The sequence below is a fragment of the Pectobacterium fontis genome, from assembly GCF_000803215.1.
Classification (GTDB): domain Bacteria; phylum Pseudomonadota; class Gammaproteobacteria; order Enterobacterales; family Enterobacteriaceae; genus Pectobacterium; species Pectobacterium fontis.
In genome coordinates this window covers 17,089-33,967 of sequence record NZ_JSXC01000028.1, presented here as the reverse complement: position 1 = coordinate 33,967, position 16,879 = coordinate 17,089, and the positions used below count along the sequence as shown (strand labels likewise).

11 protein-coding genes are annotated in these 16,879 nt (G+C 52.4%); 6 read left to right on the top strand and 5 right to left on the bottom strand.

Annotated elements, in window-relative coordinates:
- Positions 1-228 precede the first annotated feature (228 nt).
- The 4 genes from OI69_RS08965 (at position 229) to OI69_RS08950 (ending at position 7,270) form a co-directional block, all read left to right on the top strand.
- Entirely contained in the window at positions 229-1,548 is a 1,320-nt protein-coding gene (locus tag OI69_RS08965; RefSeq protein ID WP_039348995.1) for an amidohydrolase, read from the top strand.
- A gap of 698 nt (positions 1,549-2,246) precedes the next feature.
- The gene (locus tag OI69_RS08960) at positions 2,247-3,827 is read left to right on the top strand and encodes an EAL domain-containing protein (RefSeq protein WP_039348993.1); all 1,581 of its coding nucleotides are present in this window, start codon (positions 2,247-2,249) and stop codon (positions 3,825-3,827) included.
- A gap of 305 nt (positions 3,828-4,132) precedes the next feature.
- Positions 4,133-5,440: an acid phosphatase gene (locus OI69_RS08955; protein WP_039348991.1), complete on the top strand. Its 1,308-nt coding sequence runs from the start codon at positions 4,133-4,135 to the stop codon at positions 5,438-5,440.
- A gap of 303 nt (positions 5,441-5,743) precedes the next feature.
- Positions 5,744-7,270, top strand: coding sequence for a methyl-accepting chemotaxis protein (locus OI69_RS08950; RefSeq protein WP_039348988.1), 1,527 nt, complete (start codon positions 5,744-5,746; stop codon positions 7,268-7,270).
- 46 nt (positions 7,271-7,316) lie between these two features.
- Here OI69_RS08950 and OI69_RS08945 read toward each other — a convergent pair whose 3' ends face one another.
- The 5 genes from OI69_RS08945 to OI69_RS08925 all read right to left on the bottom strand — a co-directional run bounded on the left by OI69_RS08945 (position 7,317) and on the right by OI69_RS08925 (position 13,676).
- Positions 7,317-8,135, bottom strand: a complete 819-nt coding sequence (locus OI69_RS08945) for an ABC transporter permease (RefSeq protein WP_039348985.1) — start codon at positions 8,133-8,135, stop codon at positions 7,317-7,319.
- A 37-nt stretch (positions 8,136-8,172) separates the two neighbouring features.
- A complete protein-coding gene (locus OI69_RS08940) occupies positions 8,173-9,441 on the bottom strand; it encodes an ABC transporter permease (protein WP_039348982.1) in 1,269 nt (422 codons plus the stop codon).
- Positions 9,442-9,483: 42 nt separating this feature from the next.
- Positions 9,484-10,563 (bottom strand): ABC transporter substrate-binding protein, encoded by a 1,080-nt coding sequence (locus tag OI69_RS08935; RefSeq protein WP_039348979.1) that lies wholly within the window; start codon positions 10,561-10,563, stop codon positions 9,484-9,486.
- 364 nt (positions 10,564-10,927) lie between these two features.
- On the bottom strand, positions 10,928-12,400 hold the full coding sequence (locus OI69_RS08930; RefSeq protein ID WP_039348975.1) for an NAD-dependent succinate-semialdehyde dehydrogenase: 1,473 nt from the start codon (positions 12,398-12,400) through the stop codon (positions 10,928-10,930).
- 10 nt (positions 12,401-12,410) lie between these two features.
- Positions 12,411-13,676, bottom strand: a complete 1,266-nt coding sequence (locus OI69_RS08925; protein WP_039348974.1) for a 4-aminobutyrate--2-oxoglutarate transaminase — start codon at positions 13,674-13,676, stop codon at positions 12,411-12,413.
- 143 nt (positions 13,677-13,819) lie between these two features.
- Here OI69_RS08925 and pdxR point away from each other — a divergent pair, with 143 nt between their 5' ends.
- Both pdxR and OI69_RS08915 read left to right on the top strand, forming a co-directional pair.
- Positions 13,820-15,313 (top strand): MocR-like pyridoxine biosynthesis transcription factor PdxR, encoded by a 1,494-nt coding sequence (pdxR, locus tag OI69_RS08920; RefSeq protein ID WP_039348970.1) that lies wholly within the window; start codon positions 13,820-13,822, stop codon positions 15,311-15,313.
- Positions 15,314-15,507: 194 nt separating this feature from the next.
- Complete coding sequence (locus OI69_RS08915; protein WP_039348966.1) at positions 15,508-16,602, top strand: ABC transporter ATP-binding protein; 1,095 nt, start codon at positions 15,508-15,510, stop codon at positions 16,600-16,602.
- The last annotated feature ends 277 nt before the right edge of the window (positions 16,603-16,879 follow it).

Here is a 16,879-nt window from a genome sequence, read left to right as displayed (position 1 = left end):
CATCAAAACGGATTTTTGTCGTGCAATTCCCCCTGCACGATTTACAGCAGTACAAGATCGGGCTTGTGATTAGCAAGCCAATATTGCCAACCTGCCCCGCGGCCTTCAAGAAACAGAAGGACAACGTTCAGCTTATCCGAAGCAAAGCATCGGCGAGCTTACGTCCATTATTTTCTGAAAGGTGGCTTTTATAACCAACTTATGTTTCGTTGTTTGAAAGGAAGATAAATGAAGAAGCTATTCCCATTAAGCATGGCAGCCCTCCTCCTCTGTACGGCGCAGTCCACCTATGCGCTGGATATTTCAGGTGTCGATAAGGATATTCACACATATCTGGACGCAAATTATCAGCAGCTCGATACGCTATACAAAGATATCCATCAGCATCCCGAACTGGGCTTTCAAGAAGTGAGGACGGCAAAGGTGTTGGCTGACCAGATGCGAACTCTCGGCTTTCAGGTGACGGAGAAGGTTGGTGGAACCGGGGTTGTTGCTATCTATAAGAACGGCGACGGGCCAGTGATCATGGTTCGTACAGAACTGGATGCTCTGCCTATGGAGGAAAAGAGTGGCCTGCCTTATGCCAGCCATGCGAAACAAACTGATCTAACGGGCAAGGAAACGTATGTCGCGCATTCCTGTGGTCACGATATTCATATGGCTACATGGGTCGGCACCGCTTCTGCTCTGGTCAAGATGAAAACCAAATGGCATGGCACATTGTTGTTTGTCGCGCAACCCGCAGAAGAGCGTATTACCGGAGCCAGCGCGATGATTAAGGACGGTATCTTTGATCGTTTTGGCAAACCCGACTATGCATTCGCACTTCATACGTCTCCGACTGAATACGGAAAGGTCTCTTTCAAGCCCGGCGTGCAGACATCAAATGGCGATTCCTTCTCGATTACCTTTAAGGGCGAAGGTGGACATGGTTCCATGCCCGAGAAAACCATCGATCCCGTGGTCATAGGAGCCCGTTTTGTTACGGATGTGCAATCCGTCGTAAGTCGTGAGATCTCCCCCAATAAGTTCGGGGTGATTACGGTAGGTGCCTTCAATGCCGGCTCATCTGGTAACATCATCCCCGACGAGGCCAAGATTCAGGGAACCATCCGTAGCTATGATAATAATGTGCGCAGCACACTGATCGACGGAGTGACACGCATTGCGAATGCCTCATCCGCTGCGAGCAGAGCGCCAAAACCGGTGATCTCTATCGGAGAGAGCAAAGTCGACTCCGTGATCAACGATAGCAATCTGGCTGCCTCGACTGGCGCAGTGTTCAAAGCAAAATTCGGTGCCAATTTCATTGAAGCAGATGAACCAGCTTCTGCCAGTGAAGACTTCTCAGCATTCGTCAATCAGGGGATCCCTTCACTGTATTTCAACATCGGGGTTTATTCGCCGGAGCAAATCGCGAAATGGAAAAATGAAGGGGCAGAGATACCCAGTAATCACTCGCCTTTCTTTGCTCCCGTACCTGAACCGACAATACGCACTGGGGTAGAAGCCATGACACTGGCAGTGATGAACGCGATGGGAAGTTAACGGGACTCTGTCATAGCGTTTTACGGCCATCAATGCTATCAACATCGCGATAACTATCAGGAGCACAGAGACATCGGCGTAACGCCAATCGTTTAAAGATCGAGATACCGGGGGTGACCACGGTGCGAGGTAGCCCTGCGGGAACCTCGTCACCGTGTTTCCCCTAAACTCACACTACGTGAACAGCATTAGATACCCCGGCGGCTTTTTTCAATACGGTTATCCTCTGACCGGGTTCACTTTTGCCTATATTCTGTTCCTGAGCGCCAACTGCACGAGCCAGAGAACCTGCATGGCAAGATTCAGAGTGTCAGCCGCCTCCTGAGCCACAATCCCAAAACCAATAGCCATATGATGTATATGAATATTATGCATGTTCACGCAAGTGAACTGCCATGCTGTACAGACTGTCATCTTGCCCATTCATTCAGTGGGATAGCGGGCCAATGGGTGCCTATTGAAAGCAAATTTTTTCAGCAGTGACGAAACGAGGGGAAGAACTAGCCTATTTTTATCTGTGTTTCCGACCGTTAGTTATCAGAGATTTCTTTTAGAATAGTAAAAAGTGTTATTACCTTACCGAAAGGCCGTACGTTGTTTCTGATTTGCAGGAACGGTTTTTTATGCTGTACAACTGGCAAGGATGCGATATTTGAACCCATGCCGTATTATTCCCGTCACGCTTCCAGATGGCCGCTATGCCCAATTTAACTACCAACACCGGATTGTGGTTCAGACTTATTTTGATTTCGTTGGGTAGCGCACTCCTGGCTCTGTTTATTGGGCAGGGAGTTCTAGCCAGGCAGGAGCAAACGGAGTTGCAGAGCTATAGCCAGGATGTGCTCGAGCAAGGAACCGCCGTTGCAAATGAAGCCAGGGAAACCATTAACCGCGTGCTGACGCTAGATAACGAGCCGTGCTCCAGCGCCGACCTGAAAGAATTACGCCTGATCTCCTTTTATTCCGTTTATCTACGTGATATCGGGCGCATCAAGAACAACTATCTTATCTGCTCTGCGGGTTGGGGCATACTCAACCCACCGATTTATCTGCTGCCGCCAAACCTGACGACCTCCGAGGGCGTGCAACTGTGGACAGCAATGAAGGATGTGATAGATCCGCGCATTACTGCGGATATGGCAGGCCTCCACGAGGTTGTCACCATTACCTCTGCCGCTGCATTTCGCCGTTTTATTCAGCCACCCGTCGAATACAGCGCGATACTATTAACGAGTAATCTGGATCACGTCTATCAAATATTTGGCAACATCGATCTCACTGCATTCAAACAAGCACCGCACCAGAATAACACCTGGCTGACAATGGGAAAACGCCAGACGTTTTTCTGCGCCCCGCACCGGAATATCTGCGTACTGGCTCAGTTGGATTCCGCCGGTATCCTATATCGTCCATGGTATATCATTGCCTCGCTATTTTTTGTCGGGGCACTCATTGGCGCCAGTTTTACGCTTTCCTATCAGCTCTACTACGATCGGCACCATGCGTTAGCATCACAGCTAAAACGCGCCATTAAACACCAACGTTTTCAGGTACATTACCAGCCTCTGATCAGCCTGCCACAGCGCGCTATTATTGGCGTCGAAGCTCTGGCGCGCTGGAAAAACGAGTGTGGTGACAATGTCTCGCCAGAATATTTCATCAGCATTGCAGAAAAAATGGGGTGCTCGGCCGAATTAACCCGCATCATCACCCGTCAAGCGTTGCGCGATATGCAGCCGTACCTCACGCAGGAAACGCCGTTTCTTCTCAGCATTAATCTGTCCGTATCTGATATTGTTTCACCTGATTATCTCCACTTCCTACAGCACATGTGCGACGAGTTGACGATCGATAGAACGCGCATCATGCTGGAACTTACCGAGCGTTCGAGCGCGTCGCATCAGACGCTTGCCAACGGTCTTGCGGCCTTCCGTCGTTCGGGCTATAAGGTCGCGCTTGATGATTTTGGTACGGGTTATTCCAACCTCGACTATCTGAGCCACTTACCGTTCGATATGATCAAAATTGACAAGATTTTTGTCGGCTCCATCGGTACGGACACGATTAATGCCGCTATGGCGGATCTGCTATTCACCTTGATCAAAAAACTGAACATCCCGGTGATCATCGAAGGGGTAGAAACCCGTGAGCAAGCGGCTTACATCCTGCAACAGTGCCCTTCAGCGATAATACAAGGATGGTATTTTAGTAAAGCAGTGGCATTGCACGATCTACCCGATATCCATCGCTATCAATGCCCACCGATAGAAACGGCGTAACCTAGTCGTAGACTGAGTGACAACACAGCGTCGGTTCCCGAAAGGTGCCGTTCATGCGACACGCGAGGCGGAGTAATTTGAAGGGAAAAGAAAAGCCTGATTGCAAATTCCATTATTGCTGCAAAGCCGTTTTTTCTTTAAATACGTCACGTTTTCGCCGCGAATTTCACTGTATCACCAAAGATAATAAATCGTGATAATTCGTTGATAAGTATCTCGAAATGTATTTCGAAACATTACCATCACAATCAACACCTAGTCTTAACGCATCACTAAAAATGTTCTCCTCAATTAAGGATGCCATAATGCGTTATCGCTCTATTCTTCTCCCTGTCATCAAGCTATTGTCTGGCGTCAGCCTTTTCTGGCTACCGTTTTCTGGGTTTGCTGCGGCATCTGAGCCGAATAACACGTCTATCCGCGCTATTGTAGATTCCACCACGCAGGCCAGTAATCGTCCTCCTGTCATTGAACTGGAGCAATCCATTCAGGCCGCGCTACGTAAGGCAATCCAGGGAGATGCGCCACAGCTCAACCGGGCACAGTTGGAGCAGGCAAGGCAGACGTCGCTAATGGCAGACACCGAGTGGCTGAGCGCGAGCGGCTACGACTTCGCCGTAAAAGTTAACCAGCAGGCCGGTATTGCCTTGCTGGCATCTTTTTCACACCTTTCTGCCGATGTGTTGCAGCACAATACAGCTATCGTAACGCGCATTAATCGCGAAGCTACCATCGGACAACGCGAACAGGCTCTGGTGGATGCAGAGGGCATCAACTATCTCTATTTTCTGGCCGATGCGCTAGGTCCGAAGCTCGGCAATGCATTTATCAGCGCTTATAATCGTGGCGAACTGCGTAAGGCGGCAGCCTTAATCAAAGCGTCAGAAGTCAGTACCGCCGAGGCTAAACTCTACTTCAATTATCCCCGCCCTTTTCTACAACCGGATAACACCGTTCATCTGGTGCCTGATACCGCAGTGATTGGCGATAACAAACCCTATACCGCTTCCGGCGGGGCGTTTCCGAGCGGGCACACCAACGCCGGTTACACCGACGCGTTGCTGTTAGCAGAAATGATCCCTGAACGCTTCGTTCCGTTGATCGATCGTGGCGCGCGCTATGGTTATTCGCGCGTTGTGCTGGGTGTTCATTATCCCTTAGACGTGATCGGTTCACGAATGATTGCCGAACGCAACGTGGCTTACTACCTCAACGATCCCCAGTATCGTCGGCTGTTTGAACAGGCTAAGGCTGAATTGCGCAGCGCCTTAGAGAAAGCCTGTGGCACCACGCTGAGCGCCTGTGCCAGGAATGCGCCACAGGATGATCCCTATGCGGCACCGGAAATGAAGACGTTTTATCACTACACCATGACGTACGGTCTGCCTGTTCAATCTGGCACGGCGTCTCCGGTGAGTGTTCCTCTGGGGGCAGACGTCCTGCTGGAGCCAGTGCTCCCCCATCTCTCCGCAACCCAGCGCAGAAACCTGATGGTGAAAACCGCGCTGCCTGACGGTTATCCGCTCTCTGGCGCAGCGGGAGATAAGGGGCCGCAGAATTTCTGGCAGCGTCTTAATCTGCATGACGCCGCACAATTGGCTCAACAACATTAAGCATTGCTTTTTCCTCTGCGTTTTTCGCGCAGAGGAAAGATCGTCGCACTGATTTTATGGTGTAAAAATACGTATTATTCCCTGCTTTTCGCCACAACGCCGCTTCCCAAACAGAATAATATTTCTATTGCTATTTTTTATTCAGAATAGAATGCCGATGAATTTATATTCTTATGTGAATTGATGCTATTAAAAATCCCCTTACTACCATTTTCAAACTGTAGTTTATTTCAATATAAACCTTCTCTTTATTCCGTCGATATAGAAATACCGCTCCTTACCTGGGAGTAATTAGAGGTATTTATGAGCATTAAATTTAAATTAATTTCGGTTATGTTGTTAATGGCATTACTGCTTTTGGTTGTCTCACTTATCGGGCTGTTTGGCATGAATAATACCAACCAGTCGATGAAAACTTTGTATGAGGATAGGCTAATCGCATTGGGCTATCTGGATAATATCGCCCGGCAGGTGAACAACGTGATGTTTGAAATCGCCAGCGTTGATCTATCTCAACCGAACAATGTCAAAAATGGGCTGGCGCATATTGAGGAGGCACAAAAAATCTACGATGCGCAATGGGCATTATACAGTAAAACCTATTTAACAGACGAAGAAAAAAAATTAGAAGAACAGTTTCTAACATTATACAAACAATACAATGACAAAGCCGTCATTCCCGCCATTAATGCCATAAAGAAAAACGACAGAGATACTTTAGAGTACATCATCAATCACACACTAAAAAGCGAATATGAACCCCTGAAAAACATTGCCGATCGGTTGATTAAATTACAATTTGATGTAGGCCATACACTCTATTCCGACTCACAAAATATTTTCAGTAATATATTATTTTTCCTCGTGATTACGCTTGTAGTGGGCATCGCTATCGTTGCCTTATCCGGCTGGCGGTTGATTACGTCGATTGCCGTCCCGATAAAACATGCCGTGGATTTAGCGCGGAAAGTCGCAAGCGGCGATCTGACGCATCGCATCGCGATTACCTCGCGTGATGAAATGGGACAGTTGCAAACCGCGCTGCGAGAAATGGTGTTGAATCTGACGGATATCGTTGAGCGTGTACACAGTAACGCCGACATTATTGCAACGGCATCCAGCCAGATCAGCAGCGGCAATATTGATCTCTCCTCGCGAACCGAGCAACAGGCCAGCTCACTGGAGGAAACCGCCGCGTCAATGGAACAGATGACCTCCTCCGTTAAACAGAATGCCACTCATGCCGCCCACGCCAGCCAACTGGCAACAACCGCCTCACAGCGCGCCATTGATGGCGGAAAAATGATGGGCGCAGTGACCACCGCCATGCAACAGATGGTGTCTTCCGCAGATAAAATCACCAATATTATCAGTGTGATCGACGGTATCGCATTCCAGACCAACATCCTTGCGCTGAACGCTGCCGTGGAAGCCGCACGGGCGGGAGAACAGGGGCGAGGCTTTGCGGTCGTCGCAGGAGAGGTTCGCACGTTGGCACAACGTAGCGCCAATGCGGCTAAAGAGATCAAAGAACTGATCGGGGTATCCGTCGAACAGGCGAATCGCGGGCACACGGTTGTCATCGACGCTGGCAGCACGATTCAGAGCGTGGTGGAAGACATCAAACAGGTTGCTTCACTCGTCACCGAAATCTCTACCGCCAGCCATGAACAAAGTCTGGGGATCGGGCAGATTAATACCGCAATTTCACAGATGGAAACGGTCACACAGCAAAACGCCGCGCTGGTTAACGAGGCCGCCTCCGCTGCCAGCTCATTGTCCGAACGGGCTGATGAACTCAGTCATGCCGTTGCGGCGTTTCGCATCTGACGTCCTCAGCGCGATCCCGCAGTGAACGAATGTTCACTGCGGAATGTTAATTCCCACTCCGTAACCGTTCTGAACGGCGGCGTAAAATCTCCATCACGACCAGCAGGATTAGCGCCGCGCCCACCATCATGGTTGCGGCAGCGGCTATCGTCGGGTCAAGGTTTTCACGGATACCGGCAAACATCTGTAACGGTAACGTGCGCTGACGTGGGCTGGCAAGAAACAGCGTGACGATCACCTCATCGAACGAGGTCGCAAAGGCAAACAGCGCGCCGGAGAACACGCCCGGTGCAATCAGCGGAAACGTCACTTTGCGAAAAGCCAACAGTGGCGAGGCACCCAGACTGGCAGCGGCTCGCGTCAGGTTATGATCGTAGTTCTTCAACACTGCGGTGACCGTAATCACCACGAATGGCACCCCCAGCATCGCATGTGCCAATACCAGCCCCAGATAACTATTCAGCAGCGACAGCTTGGCGAAAAAGAAAAACATCCCGACTGCGACAATCACCACTGGCGCAATCATCGGTGAAATCAATACCGCCATCACCAGCGATTTACCGCGAAACTCTCCACGCACCAGGCCGACTGAGGCTAATACGCCGAGTATCGTCGCCAGCAGTGTCGCCAGCGGCGCAATCAACAAACTGTTCCCCAGTGCGCCCAGCCATTCACTGGAATTAAAAAACTCGCGATACCAGCGCAGGGAAAACCCCGTCAGCGGGTAGCTCAGAAACGACCCCGCATTAAACGAGAGCGGAACAATCACCAACACAGGCACGATTAAAAACAACAGCATCGCTGCCCCATAGAAATTAAAGAACGCATTCCATAGGCGGATAACCACTGCACCCTGCTGTCTCATTTGTTATCTCCCTAGTATAAGGTTGTAGATATCGTGGTTAGCGCGCCGCCGCATCGGCATTGGTACGCGTCACGCGGATGTACACTACATACAGCAGCGTCACGATAATCAGTAGTTGCGTCCCCAGCGCGGCCGCCATTCCCCAGTTCATCGTACTATTGGTGAAGAACGCGACAAAATAGCTCAGCATCTGGTCACTCGGCCCGCCCAGCAGCGCGGGGGTAATGTAGTAACCAATCGCCATCATAAAGACCAGTAACGCCCCTGCCGTCACCCCTGCGTAGGTTTGCGGGACATAGACTCGCCAGAAAGCGATAAACGGATGCGCCCCCAGCGAGATCGCCGCCCGCACGTAGTTTGGGGAGATGCCTTTCATCACCGCATATAACGGTAGAATGAAAAACGGCAGCAAGATATGGGTCATTGAGATATAGACACCAATGCGGTTAAACACCAGCACCAGCGGCTCGTCGATGATACCGATGTTAATTAGCGAACGGTTGATCAATCCGCCAGACTGCAACAGTACAATCCAGCTTGCCGTGCGCACAATCAGCGAGGTCCAGAACGGTAGCAGCACCAGGATCAGCAGCAGGTTAGCGCGGTTAGCGGGTTGTTTTGCCAGCCAGTACGCCAGCGGATACCCTAATCCCACACACAGCAGCGTCACCACACCCGCCATCAATAGCGTGCGCAACAGTACATCGACATACAGCGCCTGATCGGCTGGCTGCGGGACGATTTGCTGCGTTGTGGCATCGACTTTGTGATCAAACACCGCCAACAGGTAATAGCTGGTGAAAGGCCGTGCGGCGCGATCGAACGTTTTCCAGGTCGCCAATTCGCCCCACATCGGCTGTTCACGTATGAGTTGCTCACGGATATCGCTGCTGCCCTCGGCGGGCAGCTTGCGCAATGTACGGGTTATCAGCGTGCGATACTCCGCGCCTTCATACCCTAATCGTTTGGTGATCGTGCTTAATTTACCGCTGCTACGGGCATCGCGCAGATCGCTAACCAACGCCCGAAAAACCGCCTCATCCGGCACATTGTTGCCCGCCCAGAGCCGCATAGCGGCAATGGTTTGCGGCATATTGTCACGCAATTCCGGGTTAGAGACGCTTTTCCCCAAAATCGAGGTGATCGGGAAGAGAAAACTCACCACGATAAATAGAAACAGCGGCGCAATCAGCAGCAGAGAGCGTTTTTTATAGGCTTTCTGCGCCATCGATAATTGCTGTTTCAGTGTCGAATAGTCCTCGTTTCCGCCGGACGGTGCAGCGGTGGCGATAGTATTCTGGGACATAGGCTCTTTCTCCATCATCACGTACGATCAATCACTGCGGTGTTACTGTGCGGCCCAGGCGTTGAAGCGTTGTTCCAACTCTTCGCCGTGATCGATCCAAAACTCAGTGTCAACCTGCAAAGACTGCGCCAGATTCTCGGGTGCCGTTGGCAGATTAGAGGAAATGGCCGGTGCCAGCATACTGGTGGCTTTAACGTGTGTCGGGCCATACGGAATGTTTTCGGCGAACACCTTCTGGTTTTCCGGCTGGTTGGCAAACGCAATAAACTGCTCCGCCAGCGCCTTATGCTTGGAGCCTTTGACAATCGCCCAGCTATCCAGATCGTAAATGCTATCGGCCCAGACAATCTTGAAGTCATGCCCTTCTTTCTGCGCGGCGGCAACACGGCCGTTGTACGCGGAGGTCATCACCACATCACCCGACACCAGCCATTGCAGTGGCTGCGCACCGGATTCCCACCACTGAATGTTCGATTTAATCTGATCCAGTTTCTTAAAGGCACGATCGACACCTTCCGGCGTCGCCAATACGTTGTAGAGATCGTCACGCTTCACGCCATCGGCCAGCAGCGCGATTTCCAGCGTGAATTTGGCGCTTTTACGCAGCGCACGTTTACCGGGGTACTCTTTGACATTCCAGAAATCCGCCCAGTTTTTCGGTGCCTGCTTCAGCTTCTGTGCGTTATACGTCAGGACGGTTGAAAACAGGAAAATACCCGCGCCGCATTCGCTGACCGCCCCTTTAACAAACTGGGATTGATCGCCCAGTTTTGACCAGTCCAGCGGCTCAAACAGCCCTTCGCTACAGCCGCGCAGCAGCTCAGGCCCTTCGACTTCCACAATATCCCAGCCCACCTGCCCGGTTTCCACCATCGCCCGGATACGCGCCATTTCACCGTTGTATTCACCGGCCTCTACCGTGCCTTTGCCCGCGGCGGCAAACGGTTTGTAAAATGCCTTATCCTGCGCTTCTTTATTCAGGCCACCGAATGAGATCACCGTGACAGATTCCGCCTGCGCCTGGCAGGCCAGCGTCACCAGAAAAGCCGTCGCCGCCATTTTTTTCAGCGTCTGACGCTTGAAGAACCCTTTTGCTTTGGAAGGAGTAGTGAATTTGGACATGATTTTGCTCCTGGAGTGGTAGTCAACGTAAAGGTCAAATGCGTATCACAATTTTGCATACCCTACTTTTTATGCCGTGCATTTTTGATGCGTCATTGATCAATGAACTCATGCAAAAAAATATGAGCATAAACTGTGCCAATTCAAAAATTTTATTGATGTTTCCACTGCGATGGCGGGAACGGCGATGAGAAATATCAGTAAGACACCGCAATGTCTGAAGCCTGATAAGATGTCGCCATTTCTGCCATATTGTGGTGCAGGCCAATATTGCCCTGCACCACTCAGACGCATGTACGCCTGTCACCCATGCGCCGAGATTCACTGCCGACGCCTGTTTTTTACCGACGATCGGGACTGCGTGTTATCTGGACAGATCAACGCAAAGGTATTTCATTTCCAGATAGTCTTCGATGCCGAAACGCGATCCTTCACGGCCCAGCCCTGATTGCTTCACCCCGCCAAACGGCGCGACTTCATTCGAGATCAGCCCGGTGTTGATCCCGACCATGCCGTAATCCAGCGCTTCCGGTACGGTCCACTGGCGCACCGCATCACGCGTGTAGATATAAGCTGCCAGCCCGAATTCCGTATCGTTCGCCATCGCAATCACTTCAGCTTCCTCACTGAAGCGGAACAACGGCGCGACGGGGCCGAACGTCTCTTCACGCGCGAAACGCATCTCGCGGGTCACGTCGCCGACAATCGTTGGTGTAAAGAACGTACCGCCCAACTCGTGGCGTTTCCCTCCCAACAGCAGCGTGGCTCCGTGTGCTAACGCATCGGCAATATGCTGTTCGACTTTGTTAATCGCATCGTTATCAATCAGCGGCCCTTGCGTCACACCCGGTTGCGTACCGTCGCCGACGTTCAGCTTGCGTACTTCCTCAATCAGTCGTGCTACCAGCGTCGGGTAAATACCGTCCTGCACATAGATACGGTTGGCGCAAACGCAGGTCTGCCCGCTGTTACGAAACTTGGAGGCCAGAATGCCTTTCACCGCCTGATCCACATCGGCATCGTCGAACACGATAAACGGTGCGTTGCCACCCAGCTCCAGCGACAACTTTTTCACCGTCGGCGCACTCTGCGCCATCAGGATACGCCCGACTTCTGTGGAACCCGTGAAGCTCAGTTTGCGCACCACCGGACTATCACATAGCACCTTACCCACCGACTGGGCATCACCGACGATAACCTGCAACACGCCGCGTGGAATCCCCGCCTGTTGCGCCAGTTCCGCCAGCGCCAGCGCGGTAAACGGCGTCTGCTCGGCCGGTTTGACGATCATCGTGCAGCCTGCCGCCAGCGCAGGCCCGACTTTACGCGTGATCATCGCCGCCGGAAAATTCCACGGTGTGATAGCTGCACACACGCCGATAGGCTGCTTAATGACCAGCAAACGCTGCTGTCCCTGCGGCGATTGCAACACGCTGCCTTCAATGCGTTTCGCTTCTTCCGCAAACCAGTCAATGAAGCTGGTCGCATAGCCAATTTCGCCACGCGCTTCCGCCAGCGGTTTTCCCTGTTCCGCCGTCAGTAGCGCGGCTAAGTCATCCTGATTGTCCATAATCAGGCGCGCCCACGCCTGCAACAGCGCGGCACGTTCTTTTCCTGTCTTCTTACGCCATTCAACCAGCGCCTGTTCAGCCGCAGCAATGGCCTGCTCGGTTTGTGACACCGTCACCAGCGGCACTGACCCAAGCACCTCGCCTGTCGCTGGATTAGTCACATCCAGACGCTCGCCGTTTTGGCTGTCTTGCCATTCACCATCAATCAGGCAGTGTTGACGGAATAAGGCTTGTTGTTTCAATGGAATAGATGATTTGAGTTGCATAGCGCCTCTTCTATCGTGTTAATACGCGCGTCAGGATGCTCATGGCCTTGCTGAACTGATCGTCAGGAACCGTTAACGGATACAGGAAACGGATCACGTTGCCATGTACGCCACAGGTCAGCAGCAGCAGACCCGCCTCCAACGCGCTTTTCTGAAATTGACGGGTAATCTCTGACGAGGGTTTGCCAGTATTCGGATCGTTAAATTCTGCCGCCACCATTGACCCTTGCGCCCGAATCGCCACCAGCGCGGGACACTGCGCTTTGATCTTTTCCAGCGTTTCCACCAGTGCGGCACCCAGACGCTGTGCCCGCTGGCACAATTTCTCTTCTTCAATCACGTCCAGTACCGCCAGCGCAGAGGCCACAGCCAGCGGGTTGCCCGCATAGGTGCCGCCCAGCCCACCTGGCGATGGCGCATCCATCACTTCGGCGCGACCGACGACGCCAGAAATCGGGAAGCCGCCGCCCAGACTCTTCGCCATGGTGATCAGATCCGCTTTATCCGCGTAGTATTCCATCGCAAACAGTTTGCCGGTACGCGCAAAACCCGTTTGCACTTCATCGGCTATCAGCAGAATACCGTGTTCATCACACAGCTTACGCAGCCCGCTGATAAAGGCTGGCGGCGCGACGTGAAAACCGCCTTCACCCTGTACTGGCTCCAGAATAATCGCGGCAACCTGATCGGCCCCGATGTCGGTGTGCATAATACGTTCGACGCTTTCCAGCGCCTGCTCAACGGTGATACCCGTTTTTTCATTCGGGTAAAGCGCATGAAAAATGGAACCGGGGAACGGGCCGAACCCCGTGGAGTACGGTGCCACTTTGCCCGTCAGCGTCATGGTCAACAGCGTACGACCGTGAAACGCGGCGTTGAAGGCAATCACACCAGGACGTTTGGTGTACGCACGGGCGATTTTCACCGCGTTTTCCACCGCTTCCGCCCCGGTGGTAAAGAACGCGGTTTTTGCAGCGCCCTGAATCGGTGCCAGCGCGTTGATGCGTTCGGCCAAAGAGACATAACTGCCGTAAGGCACAATCTGGTAAGCCGTATGGGTAAAGCGCTCCAACTGCTCACGCACCGCAGCGACAATCTTCGGGTGGCGGTGACCGGTGTTCAGCACCGCGATCCCAGCGGCGAAATCGATAAACTCTCGTCCTTCAACATCCCACAGGGTGCTGTTTTCCGCACGCTCAGCATAGAAATCACACATGACGCCCACACCACGCGGCGTGGCGGCCAGACGGCGTTGATTTAGTTCGCTATTCTTCATGGTCTGCTCCGGTATCCCAAACACATCGGTTAGTTGAAGATGATTAGTTAAACGATGACAGTTAATCGCAAGATGATGGTGTCATTTAGACGTGAGATGGTTCTATAATCCAGTGCCAGTTTTGAATATTTAAAGGATCCACTTTGCGCTCACTTCTGACCGACTTATTGCTTCAGCGTTTAGCCAACCAGCAGGACGGGGCGCTGAATAAACGTGTGTACGACAGCATCCGGCTGGCGATTCTTGATGGTGCCATTGCCGCAGGCGTTCGCCTGCCGTCGTCGCGCGATCTGGCGCAGCAGCTAGCGCTATCGCGCAATACCGTGCTGACGGCCTACGAACAGCTACTGGCGGAAGGCTATATCGAAGCACGTAAAGGAAGTGGAACCTTCGTCACAGAACAATTACCTGACGGTAATATGCAGCCCGTGGATAGTGCCGATACGGGAGACGTGCGTGAGCCTAAACATGAGCTTTCCCGGCGCGGTATGCACCTGCTGGGCTATGCGGGGGCGTCCATCCGGCAATGGGGGGCATTTATGCCGGGTATTCCCGATATCGCCAGTTTCCCCCATGATTTATGGCGACGTATTCAGACGCGCCTGACGCGACGCGTTCGTCCCGAACAACTGTCCTATTCGCCGGTTGGCGGCTGCCCTGAACTGCAATTCGCGCTGGTGGATTATCTGCGCATCGCCCGTTCTGTGGAATGCACGCCAGAGCAAATTCTGATTACCGAAGGCACCCATCAGGCAATGGATTTACTGGCTAAAATGCTGTGTAACCCCGGCGATTTGGCATGGATTGAAGATCCCTGCTATTGGGGGATTCGCAATGTTCTGACGATTAACGGGCTGCGCATCACCCCCATTGATGTGGATGAACAAGGGCTGGCACCGCCGGAGAGGCTGGCACCCGACGCCGTGCCGCGCTTAATTTGCGTGACACCGTCACATCAATATCCACTGGGTGCAGTGATGAGTCTGGCGCGTCGTCAACGGTTACTGGCACTGGCACAGGAACACGGCTGCTGGGTGGTGGAAGATGATTACGACAGCGAATTTCGCTTTTCTGGTAGTCCGATCCCCGCACTGCAAGGGTTACAGACGCAATCGCCGGTAATCTACATCGGGACATGCAGTAAAACGCTTTATCCCGGCCTGCGCGTGAGCTACATGGTGCTGCCGCCGCTACTGGCGCAGTCGCTGAAGACGGCACATTCCGAGCTATATCGCGGTGGGCACTGGCTCACGCAAGCCACGCTCGCGCAGTTTATCCGCGAAGGTCACTACGCCGCGCACATCCGCCGTATGCGCCTGCTGTATGCCAAACGCCGCGCGCTATTGACGTCGCTGATCGAACAGCATCTGGGGGCGGATTACGTCGGCGACAGCAGCAATGCCGGGCTGCATATGCTGCTCAGTTTACCTTCCCACATTGATGATGTGGTACTGAGCGCGGCGATTTTGCGTCGTGGCGTGATGGTGAAACCACTGTCCAGCTACTACCTGCAACCCACCCAGAAGCGGGGTTTATTGCTGGGTTATGCCTGTGTGGAGGAGCCAGCCATGGAGCAAGCGTTTGCGGTGATTGTGTCATGTATTCAGACGCTGAATACACCTCATTCTATCACCTGATGGCCCCCCATTTTTACATCAACCCATTCGCACCATCACGGTGCTTATCGATATCAGCACGCCCCATCACGGAGCGTTAGCCGTAACGCCTTCGTACCTTTTTGCTCACCGCAGCACGGTATTTTCTGTTTGCAACGCATCCGGCATGGTTTATGCATTCTTATGAATAACAGTGACTGCCGGAGAGTGAAAAAATGAGAAATTATGTCAGCTTCAGGAACGTTCAGAAGACCTACGACGGCGACCGCCTGATCGTCAAAAATCTGAATCTGGATATTCGTGAAGGTGAATTTCTGACCCTGCTTGGGCCATCCGGCTCGGGAAAAACCACCAGTTTGATGATGCTCGCGGGGTTTGAAACCCCGACACAGGGGGAAATCCTGCTGCGCGATGCGCCGTTACACCATCTCCCGCCGCATCAGCGCGACATCGGCATGGTATTTCAAAACTACGCCCTGTTTCCCCACATGACCGTAGCGGAGAATCTGGCATTTCCGCTATCCATCCGCCGCCTGAACCGTGCCGATATTAAAGAAAAAGTCGATCGGGTACTGGATCGCGTGAAGCTCACCAGTCTGGCCGATCGCTACCCCGCGCAAATGTCCGGCGGCCAGCAGCAGCGTGTGGCACTGGCTCGTGCGCTGGTGTTCGAACCCAAGCTGGTGTTGATGGACGAACCGCTGGGCGCGCTGGATAAGCAATTGCGCGAGCATATGCAGTTGGAAATCAAAGAGCTACACCAGTCGCTAGAATTGACCGTGGTGTATGTGACGCACGATCAGAGCGAGGCCATGACGATGTCCAACCGCGTCGCCGTGTTTAACGATGGCGTGATTCAACAGATGGACAGCCCCAGCGATATCTACGAAAAACCAGAAAACGCCTTTGTGGCGCAGTTTATCGGTGAAAATAATACGCTTATCGCCACCCGCGCCGAGGCGGAAGGCGCATTCTATCGGGCAACGCTGGATGACGGCACCTCGCTGCGCGCGCTGAAAGTTCGCCCTAGTTCGCCAGGTCGCAAAATTACGCTCTGCATCCGCCCGGAACGTATTCACGTCAATGCGCCACAGACCGACGACGGTATGCAGCATGTCACCGCCCGTATTCAGCAATTCATCTATCTGGGCGACCACGTCAGGATGATGACAGAGGTCGCTGGCCAACCACAGTTTATGGTGAAGCTCCCCGCCAGCGAGATCCAACCACACTGGAAAACCGGCACCGAAGTCAACCTGTCATGGCAGCCAGAACACCTGCGCGCGCTGGATAGCATCATTACGCATTAATCGTGATGCCCTGACGGCATAGGCTGAGGTGGAAAAGCCGATCAGAAAAAATAAGCCGTTACCCTGAACAAGGGTAATGGCTACCGAATAAATACAGAAAAATAATTAGCTTTATAGTGCATAAATTTTATTTAGGTAATTAATGAGTGATCAATCACAACTCAAAAATATCCTTTTTATTGCCGAATGAATATCACTGGAGTTTTTTCCTGATATCTATTTAAACTCAATACCGTTGCTAGTACTAACCCTTCCTATTTTAAGTTTCAGTCACGTT

Bases quoted from the DNA above. Each gene is read 5' to 3' on its own strand.
- OI69_RS08965 (WP_039348995.1), top strand. From the start codon at position 229: ATGAAGAAGCTATTCCCATTAAGCATGGCAGCCCTCCTCCTCTGTACG.
- OI69_RS08960 (WP_039348993.1), top strand. From the start codon at position 2,247: ATGCCCAATTTAACTACCAACACCGGATTGTGGTTCAGACTTATTTTG.
- OI69_RS08955 (WP_039348991.1), top strand. From the start codon at position 4,133: ATGCGTTATCGCTCTATTCTTCTCCCTGTCATCAAGCTATTGTCTGGC.
- OI69_RS08950 (WP_039348988.1), top strand. From the start codon at position 5,744: ATGAGCATTAAATTTAAATTAATTTCGGTTATGTTGTTAATGGCATTA.
- OI69_RS08945 (WP_039348985.1), bottom strand. From the start codon at position 8,135: ATGAGACAGCAGGGTGCAGTGGTTATCCGCCTATGGAATGCGTTCTTT.
- OI69_RS08940 (WP_039348982.1), bottom strand. From the start codon at position 9,441: ATGTCCCAGAATACTATCGCCACCGCTGCACCGTCCGGCGGAAACGAG.
- OI69_RS08935 (WP_039348979.1), bottom strand. From the start codon at position 10,563: ATGTCCAAATTCACTACTCCTTCCAAAGCAAAAGGGTTCTTCAAGCGT.
- OI69_RS08930 (WP_039348975.1), bottom strand. From the start codon at position 12,400: ATGCAACTCAAATCATCTATTCCATTGAAACAACAAGCCTTATTCCGT.
- OI69_RS08925 (WP_039348974.1), bottom strand. From the start codon at position 13,676: ATGAAGAATAGCGAACTAAATCAACGCCGTCTGGCCGCCACGCCGCGT.
- OI69_RS08915 (WP_039348966.1), top strand. From the start codon at position 15,508: ATGAGAAATTATGTCAGCTTCAGGAACGTTCAGAAGACCTACGACGGC.